Origin of the sequence: Actinacidiphila cocklensis (assembly GCF_907177275.1) — a bacterium.
Taxonomy (GTDB): Bacteria; Actinomycetota; Actinomycetes; order Streptomycetales; family Streptomycetaceae; genus Actinacidiphila; species Actinacidiphila cocklensis.
Genome location: NZ_CAJSLV010000050.1, coordinates 88,259 through 103,516 on the forward strand (window position 1 = coordinate 88,259; position 15,258 = coordinate 103,516).

The 15,258-nt window shown below is 71.9% G+C and carries 10 protein-coding genes; 3 read left to right on the forward strand and 7 right to left on the reverse strand.

Going from position 1 to position 15,258, the window contains the following annotated elements; translation table 11 throughout:
• Positions 1 to 93: 93 nt before the first annotated feature.
• From NFU81_RS14195 to NFU81_RS14215, 5 genes are all read right to left on the reverse strand, one after another.
• On the reverse strand, positions 94 to 6,918 hold the full coding sequence (locus tag NFU81_RS14195) for a glycoside hydrolase domain-containing protein (protein ID WP_422665201.1): 6,825 nt from the start codon (positions 6,916 to 6,918) through the stop codon (positions 94 to 96).
• Between the two features lie 512 nt (positions 6,919 to 7,430).
• A complete protein-coding gene (locus NFU81_RS14200) occupies positions 7,431 to 7,907 on the reverse strand; it encodes an RICIN domain-containing protein (RefSeq protein ID WP_251489552.1) in 477 nt (158 codons plus the stop codon).
• Between the two features lie 234 nt (positions 7,908 to 8,141).
• Positions 8,142 to 8,576, reverse strand: a complete 435-nt coding sequence (locus NFU81_RS14205) for a VOC family protein (RefSeq protein ID WP_251489553.1) — start codon at positions 8,574 to 8,576, stop codon at positions 8,142 to 8,144.
• A gap of 206 nt (positions 8,577 to 8,782) precedes the next feature.
• Positions 8,783 to 9,025, reverse strand: coding sequence for a hypothetical protein (locus NFU81_RS14210; protein WP_251489554.1), 243 nt, complete (start codon positions 9,023 to 9,025; stop codon positions 8,783 to 8,785).
• Between the two features lie 117 nt (positions 9,026 to 9,142).
• The gene (locus tag NFU81_RS14215) at positions 9,143 to 9,355 is read right to left on the reverse strand and encodes a DUF4287 domain-containing protein (protein ID WP_251489555.1); all 213 of its coding nucleotides are present in this window, start codon (positions 9,353 to 9,355) and stop codon (positions 9,143 to 9,145) included.
• A gap of 432 nt (positions 9,356 to 9,787) precedes the next feature.
• Between NFU81_RS14215 and NFU81_RS14220 the strand changes: the two genes are divergently transcribed.
• Positions 9,788 to 10,897: an amidohydrolase family protein gene (locus NFU81_RS14220; RefSeq protein WP_251489556.1), complete on the forward strand. Its 1,110-nt coding sequence runs from the start codon at positions 9,788 to 9,790 to the stop codon at positions 10,895 to 10,897.
• A 1,106-nt stretch (positions 10,898 to 12,003) separates the two neighbouring features.
• Here the strand turns inward: NFU81_RS14220 and NFU81_RS14225 are convergent.
• Positions 12,004 to 12,459 (reverse strand): lamin tail domain-containing protein, encoded by a 456-nt coding sequence (locus tag NFU81_RS14225; RefSeq protein WP_308208285.1) that lies wholly within the window; start codon positions 12,457 to 12,459, stop codon positions 12,004 to 12,006.
• Positions 12,460 to 12,931: 472 nt separating this feature from the next.
• On the opposite strand from NFU81_RS14225, the gene NFU81_RS14230 reads away from it, so the two are divergent.
• Both NFU81_RS14230 and NFU81_RS14235 read left to right on the forward strand, forming a co-directional pair.
• Positions 12,932 to 13,702 carry an MBL fold metallo-hydrolase gene (locus tag NFU81_RS14230; RefSeq protein ID WP_251489558.1) on the forward strand — a complete coding sequence of 257 codons (771 nt, stop codon included), beginning with the start codon at positions 12,932 to 12,934 and terminating at the stop codon, positions 13,700 to 13,702.
• Positions 13,703 to 13,811: 109 nt separating this feature from the next.
• Positions 13,812 to 14,717: an aldo/keto reductase gene (locus tag NFU81_RS14235; protein ID WP_251489559.1), complete on the forward strand. Its 906-nt coding sequence runs from the start codon at positions 13,812 to 13,814 to the stop codon at positions 14,715 to 14,717.
• A 16-nt stretch (positions 14,718 to 14,733) separates the two neighbouring features.
• Here NFU81_RS14235 and NFU81_RS14240 read toward each other — a convergent pair whose 3' ends face one another.
• Positions 14,734 to 15,225 (reverse strand): hypothetical protein, encoded by a 492-nt coding sequence (locus NFU81_RS14240; RefSeq protein WP_251489560.1) that lies wholly within the window; start codon positions 15,223 to 15,225, stop codon positions 14,734 to 14,736.
• Between the last annotated feature and the right edge of the window lie 33 nt (positions 15,226 to 15,258).

Genomic DNA, 15,258 nt, shown 5'->3' on the forward strand with positions numbered 1-15,258 from the left:
GCGACCACAAGCGCGCCGCTGCGTACGCCGACGGCCCCGCCGGGTGGACCGTGGTGGTCCACCCGGCGGGGCCGGTGGCGAACTGCGCTGGTGCTACCTCCCGTTGCCGCCGGCTGTGGCCGGGCGGTGGTCGTGGTCGGTCTGCTGGAAGCCGACGGTGTAGGTGCGGGTGACCGAGCCGTTGGCGGATGTCACCGTGATGATGCGGGTGGTGAGGCGCGAGCCGGTCGAGGACAGGATCGGGCTGCCGTCGGTGACCCTCACCAGCTCGCCGGGCTCGGCCGGCACCGCGGTGACGGACGGGACCTTGGCGTTCTTCGGCCAGTCGACGACGTACGTGGACACGGCCGGGTCGAAGCCGTCGATCGCGGCGCCGCCCACCCGGATCGCGTCGACGTCCGCGACGCTTGCCTTGGTGGCGTCGGGGACGTTCGTCACCGTCACCGACCCGTCGGGGTTGACGGCCACGTGCGCCGACATCGCGGCGGCCAGGTTGATCCGCTCCCAGCCGGCCCCGCCGTCCGAGGTGAGGTCCAGCGGGTAGCCGGAGTCCGTCGCGGTCTGCTGGAGGACCTGCGTGCGCTGCGCGGTGGTGAGGTCGGGGAAGGCCGTGATCAGCAGGGCCGCCGCGTCGGACGGCGCGGTGAGGGGCTGTCCCGCCTTGCCCACCTGCGAGAAGCCGTACGCCAGGCGCTGCGTGTAGACGTCGACGTCCTGGGCGGTGCTCAGGCCGTCGTAGGCGTCGCCCTCGCAGGCCGCGAGCGTGTCGCCGTAACCCTCCTTCTGGCACTGCGCGAGCAGCACGTTCTCGATCTCGGTGTGGGCCTGCAGCAGCAGCCCGGCGAACTCGGGGTCGGCCCACCGGTGGGCCACGGTGGCCTGTCCGGTGATGCGGCCGCCCATGACGTCGAGCGGGTAGTGGAACCCGAGGACGATGCGGTTGTCGCCGTACTCCGAGGTGCGCGCGAGGATCGACGGCGCCACCTCCGGCAGCAGCGTGGCCAGCACGGTGCCGGCCTCGTAACCGCCGTAGGTGTGGCCGCTGGGGTACGAACCGCTGGTGGCCAGGCCGCTGTACGAGCCGTCCTGCGACTCATAGACGTCGCCGCCGTCGCCGACGAAGCCGAGCCGTACGTACGGGCGCAGGTAGCCGTAGTGGTCCTTCGCAGCGTCGTGGGTGTCGAGGTTCTTCGTCACCCGGGAGAACAGCGCGCTGGTCTTCGGCAGGGCGCCGCCGTTCAGGGCGTCGCGGTAGATCTGGCCGAGCCGGGACCCGAGACCGTCGGCCATCGTGACGGTGGGGCTGTTGGTCGCGTCGACCTCGGCCCGGTCCACCTCCTTCTGCGTGGCCGCGTTGTTGATGCGCAGGGCGATCGTGTCGTTCTGGGCGGTGGGCGCGGTGCCCGCGGGCACCTTGGTGTCGGCGCCGAGGATGTCGGAGTGGAGGTCGCCGATGCCGCTGAGCAGGTCGTTGAAGTAGCCCGCCGTGTCACCGGTGGCCGGCCACGCGTCCGACGCGTAGGTCGCGTTGAGGGTGTCGTCGGGGAAGGGCGAGGAGACGTACCCCGGGTCGGAGGCGTCCGCCGGGGCGGTCGCTGGGGTGTCGTCCGAGGTGCCGGCCAGGGTGACCGCGGTCACGGTCGCCGTGTGCGCCGTGGCCTTGCCGCTCGTGGTGAGCAGCGCGGTCTCGGAGGTGGCGGGGAGGTGCGCGGTGGTTCCGTCGTCGAGGGCCACGGTGTAGGCGATGATCGGGAATCCGCCGTCGCCCGCCGCGTCCCAGGTCACCCGGGTCTGCCGGCCGTCGGTGACCACGCCGGTGACGGCCGGCTTCTGCGGCCTGCCGCCGGTCACCACGGGTGCGGTGGCGGCGCTGGAGCGCGAGGTGCCGACGGCGTTCACGGCCTGGACGCGCGCGGTGTAGGACCTGCCGTCCGGCAGCCAGGTGAAGGTCGTGCTCCGGCTGCCGGGGTCGCTGATCGCGACCTGGTGTCCGTCGCTGAGGGCGACCTTGTAGCCGGTGACCGGGGAGCCGCCGGCGTCCGCGGGGGCGGACCAGGCGACGGTCACGCTCGTGCCGGACGACGTCGCCGACACGGCGCCGGGGGCGGCAGGCACCGTCCTGGGCTTGGTGGTGAGTGCGGACATGGCGTGGTCGAGGGCCGTGTCCCGTGCGGTGAGGGTCTCGTCGGTGGCCGTGCCGTCGGCCAGCGCGGTCTTCGCCGCGGCCAGCGCCGTGGTGAACGCCGCCCACGAGGCGTCGGTGTACCGCGCGTTGTCGAGGGCCGACGCTGTGGTGACCAGGTTCTCCAGCTCCAGCCTCGGCAGCGGGATCAGCTGGCCGGCGGCCAGGGTGAGGCTGCGGGTCTGGTTGTCGACTTCGAGCTGGGTGGCGCCGTCCGCGGCGGCGAGGTCGCGTGCGGCGGCCAGTTCGCGCTGGTAGACACCGAAGTCGACGGTGTCGTAGCGCTGCGCCTGGTCGGCGAGTCCCGCGTACTGGTCGATCGCCTTGAGCAGGCCGGACTTGTCGGTGGCAGCCGGGGTGTCGACGTGGCTGAAGGTGATCCGGCCCAGGTTCGCCACGTACGGGTGGGAGGAGTCCGGGGTCGTCGTCAGCCGCAGGTGGACGCCGTGCGTGCCGGTGACCGCCTTCGGCAGCGTCACGCTCGTCGTCCCTCCTGTGGACCACGCGCTTCCGGTGACCGGCAGCGGGACGGTCGCGTACGGCGTGCCGGGGTTGGTCGCGTCGAAGGAGTCCAGGTAGATCTGGACGGCAGAACCGGTGCCGCAGCGTGCGGAGTTGTTGGCGTAGGTGAGGGTGACGGTGGTCTTCTGCGAGTCGCCGAAGTCGACGTCCCCGTAGTCGAGCCAGGCCCCGTTGTACGTGCCGCCGAGGTCGGTGGCCGAGCCCGCGCCGCTCCAGCCGACCGGCTCGCTCTTGAGCCCGCCGCCGCTGTTGGAGCGCCACGCCGTGGCGTCGAAGCCCACCGGGGCGGCGGCGGCGCGCGTCAGGGTCAGCGAGTAGACGTTGCCCACGTAGGGCAGGGTGGAGGTCTGCGTGCTGGAGGCGAAGTCGGCCCAGGCGTCCTGGACTCCGGTGAAGACGGCCGGGTCGAGCTGCACGGTCGCGGTGCCGATCGTCCCCCAGCCGGAACCGGTGTAGTCCAGCGGGATGTCGACCTTCTTCGGCCCGTCCTTGGCGCCGAGGTGCAGTTCGATGTGCGAGTCCGCCGCGGCCCGCGACTGGGGCTTGTCGTAGCGCACCGTCACGGTGTCGGCGCCGCCGTGCAGGTCGGTGCCCTGCCACTGCGCCCAGGCGCCGTCCGTGACGTTCTCGAAGATGCCGCCCGAGACCTTGAGCGGGAGCGAACCACCGCCGGTCGTGGTGCTGTTGGCCGCGCTGAGCGTGGCCACGGTGGTCGTGGGCGAGGAGGAGACCGCGTTCGGCGAGAACTGGTACCAGTCGAAGTTGGACACCCACTGCTGGCCGGACGGGGCGTGGAAGACGAACGTCGCGCCCGACGCCGCCAGCAGTGCGGAGGGGTCGGTGACGGCGGCCTGCACCGTGCTGTAGTTCTGCCAGCTGCCGGTTCCCGGCAGCTGGACGGTGGCGACGACGGGTCCGTCGGCGCCGCCCGCGTGGACGTCGACGCTGCTCGGCTTCGCGGTCGCCGGCTGCGCGTTCGCGTAGCGGACCGAGACGCTCCGCGGGGCGACCCCGCCGAAGTCCAGCTTGGCGTACCGCTCCCACGCCCCGTCGGTGACGCCGCCGAGGTCGCCGTCGGAGTAGTAGGCCTCGCTCACGAGGCTCGGACCCTCCTTCTGGTCGGGGGTCTCGGCCTGCAGGACGGCGTAGCCGCCCTCGTCGATGGTGAGCGCGTCGACGGCGGAGTGCAGCGCGTCGTCCGCGGCCATGATCGTGCCGGTGCCCGCGGCGGTGTCCGCCAGGACGGTCCGCGCGTGTTCGAGCGCCGAGCGGAACAGGTTCCAGGAGCCGTCGGAGTAGTTGCCGCTGCGCACCAGGGACGCCTGGCCGACGTACGCGGCGAGCGCCTTGCGCTGCACCGCGGCGGCGGAGATCACCAGCGGGTCGGTCGGGGACGTCCCCGTGCCGTGCACGGTCGAGGCCGGCACGCCGTGGGCGAAGGCCGCGTCGCGGAAGGTGACGCCGAAGCGCGCGTCGACCGTCGTGGTGCCGGTGAGCGACAGCGTCGCCGTCCGCGAACCGCTGATGCGGAGGTCGGCCGTGACGCCGGCGGGCAGGCCGGTCACGCTCGCCGCGCCTGACCCGGTCAGGCTGGTCCCCTTGCGGGCGGCGAAGGACGCCGGTCCCGACAGGGTGAGCTGCACGCTGCTGTGGACGCCGCCGTCGGCGGCGGTGGCGACGGCGGCCGGGCGGGCGGCGACGGTGGTGTCGCCCGTGGCCGCCCCGGTGCCGCCGCCGGTGCCGGGGTCGGTGTCCAGCGAGTAGGCGGGCCTGGTGTGGGCGCCCCACTGCGAGGGCGTGACGCCCATCGTGAAGTCCAGCGTCCCGCCGTGGAGGATCTGCGAGTAGTCGAGCCAGGTGTCCGTGAACCGCGAGCCGTTGAGGGTCGCGCTCTGCACGTAGTAGTTGCTCGGCGAGACCCCGTCGGCCTTCACCGTGAAGTGGGTGCCGTTGGGGTAGGTGATCGTCGTGGAGTCGAAGAACGGGCTGCCGATCTGGAACTGGCTGGAGCCGGCGGTCACCGGGAAGAGCCCCAGGGCGGCCGCGACGAACATGGTCGACATGGTGCCGGCGTCGTTGTCCATGGTCGGCAGGAAGCCGTTCGGGGACAGCTTGTAGACCCGGGTGTCGATCGGCGGGGTGAACTGGCCGCCGGAGCTGGGGGCTTCGTTGGTGGAGCCGGTCGCTATGTAGCGGTTCCAGGTCGTGCCGGTGTAGATCGCGCGCACCCACTTCTGCGTCAGGCTCGGCTCGCCGACGTAGTTGAAGAGGTAGGGCGCCTGCAGGTCGATCTCGTTGGCGTTGGAGTGCAGCATGGTCGAGCCGTCGGCGGCAGCGGAGTCCACGCCGAACATGTGCTCCACGGCGGCTTTTCCGGCCTTCGCGCCGCCCATGGCCTTGATGAGGCCGCCCATGTCGTAGGCGTCGTACCAGTTGTACTGCCAGAGCGTGCCCTGGTAGAGGCCGGCGGCCTCGAACTTCTCGTAGTCGGTGCTCTGCCAGTCGCCGCCGGACGTGCGCGGGGTGAGCAGCCCGACCTCGGTGCCGTCGGCCGCGGTCCAGGCGCCGGACTTCACGAGGTTGTCGATCGCCATCGTCGACTGGGTGCGGAGCTTCTGCGCGTCGGCCGTCCTGCCGAGCGCGCCGGCGATGACGGACAGCGCCCACTGGTCGTAGCCGCGCTGGACGGTCGTGCCGGGGTCACCCGCGACGTATCCCAGCCGCAGCTGCGTGCCCGTGTAGTACCCGGCGTAGGACATCAGCGCCGGGTAGGCCTCGTCCAGCCGGTCGAAGTTCTTGTAGCCCTTCGACAGCGCGTCGGCGATGACGACGGCGGAGCGCTCCCAGCGCACGGTCGGGACCGAGTGGGTGAGGCTGCCCAGGCTCTTGCCCGAGGTGTGCGCGTCGGCGAACAGCTCGATGAGCGACTGCACCATGTCGCGGTAGCCGGCCGGGTCGATGTAGGCGTCGACCGAGTACTTGCGGAAGTCGTCCCAGGTCGACCAACCGTCGTAGTACGTGGAGTCGTTGGCCTTGTGGACCGCTCCGTCGACACCGCGGTACGTCCCGCTGGTGCTGGTGGCGTTCACCGGCAGCCCGTACATGCGGTACAGGTGCGTGTAGAACTCCTTGGTCAGCGTCGACCCGGGGTCGGACGTCGCCGAGGAGCGCACGTCGACGGCGCCGAGCGTGCTGTTCCACTCCGCCTTCGTGCGGGCCCGCGCCTGGTCGAAGGTGAGGCCGCCCACCTCGTTGCGCTGGTCGGTCGCGGCCTGTTCGGCGCTGATCGGCGAGAGGGTGATGCGCAGTTCGACGTCGTCGCCCGCGGAGGTGTCGAAGCCGAGGACCGCGCCGGCGTCGGCGCCGTCCTGCGCGGTGGCGTCGCCCAGCACGCCGTCGTTGCCCCAGGTCTTCAGGGAGGTCACCGGGACGTTGGTGGTGGCGTCGTAATACAGCTGGTACGAAGCGCCGTTGAACGATCCCGCGATGAGCCCGGTGATCGAGGTGGTCCCGTCAGGGAGCGTCGCCGCCTTCATCGTCGCGCGGCTGCGGCTGGTGAAGTTGTTCGCCAGGTCCAGGACGAGCTGGGGGTTGGCGCCCGAGGGGAAGCGGTAGCGCTCCAGCGCGGTGCGCGTCGTCGCGGTCATCTCGGCCTGCACGGTCCCGGGTCCCTGCGTCACCGACGAGGCGGTGCCGGAGAGCGCCCCGAGCCCCACCCGGTAGTCGCCGGGCGCCGCGCTCTCGTCGTCGTGGCTGTACGAGTGCGCGTACGTGCTCGGCGCGGGGCGTTTGTCGTACCGCACGGACGTCGGGACGACCAGCAGGTCGCCGCCCCCGCCCGATCCGCCGACGCCGTCGAGGTCCGTGGCCGTGAAGCCGGCGATGTGGTCCTCGTTGTAGTCGTACCCGGAGTGGTTGCGGTTCGGCGTGGTCATCGGGTTGACCTTCGCCAGGCTGTGGGGCGCCTCGGCCCCCGGCAGGTCGTTGCCGTCGTCGCCGGCCGTCGACACGAACGGGTCGACGAGGCTGGTGTAGTCCGTACCGCCGGTGGCCGCCGCGGGCGAGGCCGCGGCACCGCCGGCACCCGCCAGACCTGCGAGGCCGAGCGCCCCGGTGAGCAGCACGGCGACCGTCGCGCGTAGGGGACGGCGGTTGCCGCGGGCGGTTCCCGGCGGAACCGCGGGGGGCAGGGGGACATGGGATCTGCTGGACACGTGACCTCTCCGGCGTGGCGCTGCGTGTGCACGGCCCGCGTCGGAAGGACAACGTTGTCAATCCCAAGACGGGGGTGTGCGGGGCGAGATGGGGTGGGCACACAGGATTTAACCCGCTGCGTCCACGGACGTCCACCATCAGACACGGGTCAGGCGTACGGCGGACCAACGGAAGTCGGACGGGAGGTGCGCGCGGATCGGGGCGGTGCGGCGCACGAGGCGCTCGGGGCGATGACGCCGGTTGCGGCGAAGCTGGATGAAGTACTTCCCGCCGTGGACGGTGTGCCGAACACGTTGAACCGCTGGTTCGAGTTCCCCTTGCAGCGCCACCCCCGTCGCCGTACATCCAACGGTTTTCGGCGCGTCGGCTGCCTCTCCTCCTTGCACCCGGTGGTCCGCCCGACGTGACCGGGCGGAGATCGGCGGCCCTGCCGCCGCGTCGCCGCCAGCGGCCGAGGGCGGCCGGTGCGCCGGCCGCCCTCAGTCGCGCGACGACCCCCGTCGTCCCGTGGTCAGTTGTGCCAGCCCACCCAGGCCTGGTAGCTGCCGGGGACGGTGTGCAGCGAGCCGTCGGAGTACGCCTTGAGCGCCTCTCCGAGCGCCGAGCCGAACTGCTGCGTGGTGGCGTTGTAGCCCCAGCGCTGGCCGTCGGTCCACGTGCAGGAACTCGTCCAGACCGCATTGACGTTGCTCTTGTCGTCGGTGGCCAGGCACTGCCCGGTGGCCCGGTTCTTGAGCTGCGGGAAGTCCGCACCGCCGCTGTCGCCGACCCAGTCCCACTGCTGGTTGCTGCTGCCGGTGCAGCTGGACGCCCAGGCCACGCCGCTCGTGCCTCCCGTCAGGCACGTCCCTGTCTCGATGCTCTTGAACTGCCAGTAGACGGCGGCCGCCTGGGCGGGCGAGGCCGCCATGACCGACGCGACGGCGGCGCCGAGGACGGCAACGGATGCTGCGGATACGGCGCGCTTGCGCAGTGAAGTGAATCCCATGCACGGAGACTTGCGGGCGGGGGGAAATCGCTGGCGCATTTGTCATGTCCACTGGCTGACGCACGCGTGAACAAGATCAACATTGTCGAAGTGCCGTCCGCCGGCCGCTGCGCATCAAGCACTCCTGCCGCAGCGCTCCGCCTGACGTCGGGATCCGCCCATCACCGCGTTCGCATCGACGACGGGTTGTGTCGTCACATCTCGCCGCCGGCCCATGGACACGTTTCCGGCTCCTCAGTCGAGGCAGAACTCGTTGCCCTCGACGTCCTGCATCACGATGCACGACTCGTTGTACTCATCGGCGCGCAGCAGTCGCACGCGTACCGCACCGAGCGCGACCAGTCGTGCGCACTCGGCCTCCAGTGCGGCCAGGCGCTCTTCACCCACGAGCCCGCTGGCGACCCGCACGTCAAGATGCACCCGGTTCTTGACGATCTTCCCTTCGGGAACGCGCTGGAAGAACATCCGCGGGCCCACACCCGAGGGATCCACGCATGCGAACGCCGCGCCCTGCCGCTCGGGCGGTAGCGCGCGGTCGAAAACGTCCCACGTGGCGAACCCTTCCGGTGGCGGCGGTACGACGTACCCCAGCACGTCGCACCAGAAGCGGGCGACGCGCTCGGGTTCCGCGCAGTCGAAAGTGACCTGGAAATGCTTGATCGTCCCCATCCGCCCACCGTAACGGCACGTACCGCTCGCCGTGAAGCTGTCAGCGTCGCGAGGCGCGACCGCAGGCGCCGGACGTACGTCACGCCCACCCCAGGCACCGTGGCCCGGCCATCCGTCGGCCGGACACGGGGCGCGATGCTGCGAGTCTCCGCAGGGCTGTCGCGGCTGAGCAGCGACCCGCCCGTGCACACCCGGATGGGCTGCCCTCAGGAGGGAAGGGGGTGGCCGCCGTCGCCTTCCACGACGGCACGCTGGGTTTCGCCGTGGTCGGCCTCCTCGACGATGGTGACGTCCACCGTGCCGTCCCCGGTGGTGTCGAACTGGTAGAGGTCGGCCTTCCCGTCGCCTGTGGTGTCGCTCATCCACACGTCAGGCTTCCCGTCACCGTTGGTGTCGGCGCTGAGGAGCAGGTGTTCTTCTGCGGGTGTCGCAGTGGTCTCGTCGGTCATGGTTGCCGCGTGCCCCTGGGTGAATTCGGCAAACCGCGGACGAGCGGGAGTGGGGACTGCTCGTCCACCCTCCCGCGGACCCCCGGTCGCAGACTGCCCGATGGCCGCCCACACGCATCAGTTCCCGATGCCCTCGGCGAGGGTGTGGGCGACGAGGGCGTTGGCGTGGCCGTGGCCGAGCCCGTGGTCGGTCTTGAGCCAGGCGACCAGCTCCATGTGCCTGGTCAGCGGCGAGGCACGGATGAGGTCCTTCCACTCCGCGATCGGACGGCCGTACTTCTTCTCGATCGAGGGGAAGTAGCTGGCGGGGCCCTTCACTGGCGCTGTCATGTCGATGTCCTGCCTGTCGTGTCGTCGCAAGGCGACCCGGGCGCACCGCCCGGGTCCCGCTCCACCAGGTCAGACCGGGCGGCGCCACGGAACTCATCGCTGCCGGGCGGGGATTCCCGAAAATTCTTCCGCCGCACAGCCGTTCAGTGGCGAGCGAGCCGGACGGTTGCGAACCGGTGCAGGTCGACGGCCTCTTGTCGCCGGCCGCGGGCACGTCGGAGCCAGGTCAGGCGAGACCCGGATCGCGCTGCTGGCGCTGGAGCACCTTCCACGGCTACATCAGCCTCGAACAGGCCGGCGCCTTCGCCCACAGCTCCCCCGGCCCCAGGACACCGGGACCTGGATCGTCAACACGCTCGACGCGCTCCAGAGGAACCAGCCGCGTGGGGAGCACGGGAAACAAGCAGGTCCGGCCCGCGGCTCACCGGTGTGGTGCGCCGCGGACCGGACAGGCGGGTCAGGCAGGGGTCAGGACAGCAGCACCAGCCCGAGCAGGGCGACGGCCGCCCGCGCGACCCGGCGCCGTATCCCGCGCGCGGTTCATGTCCGGCTCCCCGCGGGCACGGGTTCACCCTGCCCGGCGGATACCGGATCCCCGCCGGGTGGACCGCGCAGACCGCGCTGGCCTTCATGGACGGGCACGAGATCCGCGCCCAACTGCTGTCCGCACCCTGGCCCTTCGCGGGCACCGCCGACGATCCGGTCTTCGCCACCCGCTTCTGCCGGTCCGTCAACCGCGAGTACGCCGACCTGATCGGCAAGCACCCCGACCGCTTCGGCGCCTTCGCCGCGGTGCCGCTCGACAGCCCCGAGGCGATGCTCACCGAGATCGCCTACCCGCTTGACGAGCTGGGGCTCGGCGGTGTGCTGTTGAACTTCAACGGGCTGGGCCACTACCTCGGCCGGCCCTTCTACGCGCCCGTCCTCGCCGACCTCGACCGCCGCGGGACACCGGTCCTGGTCCACCCGACCGACAGCCCGCACGTGGATGTGCTGGGCATGGGCCGTCCCAGCTCGGTGTGCGAGTACCCCTTCGACACCGCCCGCACGATCGTCGACGCGATCTGCAGCGGGGTCTTCCGCCGCCATCCCGGGCTGCGGCTGATCCTGGCCCACTGCGGCGCCCTGCCGTCGATGGGCTGGCGGATCGCCGAAACACCACCATGGGAAGGGGACCGGACGACGCCGATGTCGACCCGGGACACGTCACCGAGGTCCGGCGCGGCCTCCACTACGACACGGCGCCGGCGGGCGCACCCCACTCGCGTGCCTTCCCCTGGACGTCCTCAGCGCGCGGGTCGCCTGCCGTCCGCGCCTCGCCCTCAACCGGAGACCCGTACCGGGTCCTTGTCGCAGCCGAAGTGCGGGCCTTGGGCCGCGGCGTACGCGGCGAGGACATGGGCCGCGTCGAAGCCGCCGATGTCGTCCTGGTCGCGGATCACGAAGGTCACGTCCTGCTTGCCGCATCTCAGGTCGGCCGTCGCCAGGTTCGTGCCGGCGTATCCGGCCCCGTGCGGGGTCAGCAGGCGGCCCGGACCGTAGGTGCGCGCCAGGCCGTGGAAGGTCCGCGACAGGCCGAGGTCGCCGGACAGGGTGATCAGGTCCAGGTCGCCCACGTCGCTGACCAGCGTGCACACGCTCACCGAGCGGCCGGTCGCCCGGTACTCCGAGCGCACGTCCACCTTCGCGGGCAGCGCCGAGGCCGGCAGGCCACAGCTGTCGCGGGGCGAGGTCGGGGACGAGAAGTGCTCGGAGGCCGGCAGCGTCGGGCTCGGCAGCGTGCCCGCGCAGTCAAGGGACGAGGCGGCACGGTTGGCCAGTGCGACCGCGGCCTTGGCCATCTGGAGCGCGCCGTCACTGCTCGCGCCGTCGTCGTCCACCGGCAGGATCGCTGCCCGGGGCCGGTACGACAGCCGCACCACGTACGGCGCGCTGTCGTCGTAGGGGTCCGTCGCGAAGCACGCGCGCGGCAACTCCACCCAGGCGTCCTGGTCGTCGGCCATGCCCGTCAGCCCCGGCCCCAGCGGATACAGGCCGCCCCTCAGTCCGTCGTGCGACCATCCGCCGCCGGCGCTGTCCGAGTCCAGCTCGTCGAGGTCGGCGTAGAAGACGTCCGAGGTGGCATCGACGCTGCGGCCCCGGTCGACGCCCACCATGATCCGGCACTCGGGGGTCGTGTCGCCGTACGGCGCGATGTCCTGCGTGGACGTGGCCCGGTGCGGGAAGAGAGCCGACAGGTCGACACCCCAGCACGAGGGCGCGGCCGAGGTGAAGGGCAGCCGGCCCTTCGCCCATGTCGCCCCGCCGCCGAAGGCCACCGCCACGGCCACGACGGCCGCCACGGCCCATACGATCCAGCGGCGCCGGACCTGTACGGTCTGCGTGTCCTCCGGCGTGTCCCCTGGCGTGTCGGCCTGCGTGTCACCACTCATCCGCGCATCCTCGCAGACACCTGCTACGCCTCCGCAGCCGGGTCTGGGTGGTGGCACGTCGTCATACGGCTTATATACAGCGCGAGTTGGGGCATGAGCCGAGAGGGCCAAGGCAGCGGGCCGGCCGGGGGGCCACGTCAAGGCGGTGCCCCGCCGACCTGGCAGGGCGGCGGGGCACCGCGTGCCGACCGCGAAGGCCGGCACGTTGGAGGGGGATCAGCGGCGGCCGCGGCCCCACGACTCGGTGTCCACGACGTGGCCGCGGCTGTCGCGCAGCGTCGCGGTGTCACGGCGGGCGTCCCACACCGACGTACGGCGGTCCTGGTAGAGGTCGCGGCTGGTGTCCCGCCCGTAGCCGGTGCGGATGCGCACCGACTGGTGGCCGCGCAGGGTCACATCCTCGAAGCGGTACACGTGGTGGTCGGAGTCGGTCAGGGTCCAGCGGTCCAGGCTCACCGGCCGGCGCCCCTCATTGGTGACGGTCACCCACTCCTGGTTCAGCGCGCGGCCCGACCGGACGTCGGAACCACGGCCCGCGTGGTGGACCTCCCCCAGGACGACCTGCGAACGCGCGTGGCGGCCCCAGCCGTGGTCATTCACCGGCGCCGCCGCGGACGCCGGCAGAGCCGCGACCGCCACGACCGCACCGGCAGCCATCACGGTCGACGCCAAACGCAAAGCAAAACGGGACACGTACGTTTCCCCTTCGTGTGGGCTACGTGCAGGCACGGCACCGCCGTGACCTCGGAATGCACGCCCCGGCAGCGCCGAGGAAGACCACTGTCACCGGGCACGCCCCGCTCACACCTGCCAACTCTCCTCACGTTACGAATTCCGGACATAACGGCAACTGTCGGATGCGTCGTGCGCGCAATCCCACGCCCGGGCGTGGCGAGCACACTCCGCACCCGCCTCGCCCAGCAACCACGGCTCCCGGTAACACACACCACCCATCACGCCACCCCAAACACCCGAACGACACACCGCCCACACCGAACCCGGAAAGGTAACAACCGACCTCCACAGCCACGACACTTCTCCGCCGAGCCGCGGCGACCTGCCGCGCTCCGGACTTCACGCGGGCGGCGAACAGGCCGCGCACGCACCTCCGCCTCCTGGAGAACAGGCGTTCTAGACTCCCGGGATGAACAGCGAACGTCTCCGCCTCACCGTTCTCGGTAGCGCGACGCCCTATCCGACTGTCGACAATCCGTGTTCCGGCTACCTGCTCTCCAGCGGCGGGACACGGGTGTGGATGGACGCCGGCACCGGGACGCTGGCCCAGCTGCAGCGGTACGCCAGGCTGGACGAACTGGACGCGATCTGGATCTCGCACCTGCACGCCGATCACAGCGCGGACCTGCTCACCGCGTATTACGGCGCCCTCTTCGCGGATGTGCGGCTCGCCGCGCCGATCCCGCTGTACGGCCCTGCGGGCACCGCGGACCGGCTGGCCCACTTCCTCACCAACACCTCGACCCGCAGCCCGGTCGAATCCGCCTTCGCCGTCCACGAGCTGCACGACGGGCACCAGGTGCAGGTCGGCGCGCTCACGCTGACCAGCCGGGCGGTGGCGCACGGCATCCCTGCCTTCGCCGTACGTGTCGAGGCCGGGGGCACGTCACTTGTCTACTCGGGGGACACGGCGCCGTGCGCGAGCCTCACGGAGCTGGCCGAGGGGTGCGATGCGCTGCTGTGCGAGGCCGAGAGCGTGCAGGCTCCGGTGGGTGAGGAGAAGGTGCACCACACGCCCGAGGACTCCGGTGAGACGGCCGGTGCGGCGCGGGCGGCCCGGTTGATCGTCACGCACGTCGGCAGGTCCCTCACGCCGCAGCAGGCGGTGGAGCGCGCCGCCACCCGGTTCGACGGCCCCGTCGACCATGCCGCGCCGGGCGCCACCTTCTCGTTCGGTTAGGCCACGGCCTCCCCTCGTTCGCGGCAGTCCCGCGAGGCGGCGCTGCCCGGCGCGGCCGATCCGGGAGAATCCCGCACAGAGCCACCGACACGAGGGGAAGGGGCACCCCATGGCCGTACTCGGGCTGGGCCTGGCCGCGTTGGGACGTCCGGAGTACCTGACGGCCGGTCACGGCGCGTGGCTCGGTACCGCCCGCTCCGTGGAGGGCCTGCGCAGGCGGTGCGAGGAGGTTCTCGACGCCGCCTGGGCCGCGGGGGTGCGGTGGTTCGACGCCGCTCGCTCCTACGGGCTGGCCGAGCAGTTCCTGTCGGGGTGGCTGGCCGACCGCACGATCGGGACCCGTGAGGTCACCGTGTCGTCGAAGTGGGGGTACGCCTACACCGCCGGCTGGCAGGAACACGCGCAGGTCCAGGAGGTCAAGGACCACTCCGCCACCGCGCTGGCCCGGCAGTGGCCGCAGAGCAGGGCGCTGCTCGGGCCGTGGCTGGACCTCTACCAGGTGCATTCCGCGACCGAGGAGTCGGGGATCCTCGACGACGAGAAGGTCCTGCGCGCGCTTGCCGGGCTCGGCGTTCCCGTCGGGCTGAGCCTGAGCGGACCCGGTCAGTCCTTCACGCTCCGCAGGGCGCTCGCCGCCCGCGTCGACGGGCAGCCCGTCTTCTCCGCGGTGCAGGCCACCTGGAACGTGCTGGAGCCGTCGGCCGGGCCGGCCCTCGCGGAGGCCAAGGCCGCGGGATGGACCGTGATCGTCAAGGAGGCGCTCGCGAACGGGCGGCTGGCCGAACCAGGACCCGGCATCGGAGCGCTGGGCGAGCGCCCGGACGCCACCGCCCTGGCCGCGGCCCTGGCCCAGCCGTGGGCCGATGTCGTCCTGTCCGGCGCGGTGACCGTCGGGCAGCTGCGGTCCAACCTCACCGCCACAAGCGCACCGGCGCCCCCGCCCGACCTCTGCGCCGCGCTGGCCGAGGACCCCCGGGCGTACTGGTCCCGGCGGTCGGCCCTTCCATGGACTTGAGGTGGACGGCCGCGGCTCAGGGGACGGGTCGGCGGACGGCGGGGCACAGGGCTGAGGCCGACGAGCCGCAGACGAGTGCGGCCTTGGTGTTCGCGGCGCAGTAGTCCTTGCTCTGGGGTATCTCCGCGCCGAAGCCGGTCGGCGTGCTGCCCGCGGTCAGGGCGCGGGCCGGTCCGCCGACCACGTTCAGCCGGGCCTGCCCCGCCGCCCCGGTGGATGTGGTGCCGACGAAGACCCCGGACCCGGGCGGCAGCCCCGGCCCCTTGTCGTACAGCCAGAAGTTGACCCGCTGCCCCGCCACGGGCTTGCCGTCCGCAGTGAGCGTGGCCGTCAGCGCCAGGTCGTCGGTGACCTGCCGGACGTGCGTGTCCCGCACGGCCAACGACACATCCGTACAACCGGACACCTGCGACTGCGAGCAGCCCGTGATCAGTGCGCCGGCCGCGGCCACAGCCCCGGCCAGCACGAAGGCGGCCCAGGCGATGGGCCTGTGCGGCAGTTCGGACATCCGCCCCCCTCGATGGTTCTCGGCGACGACCGT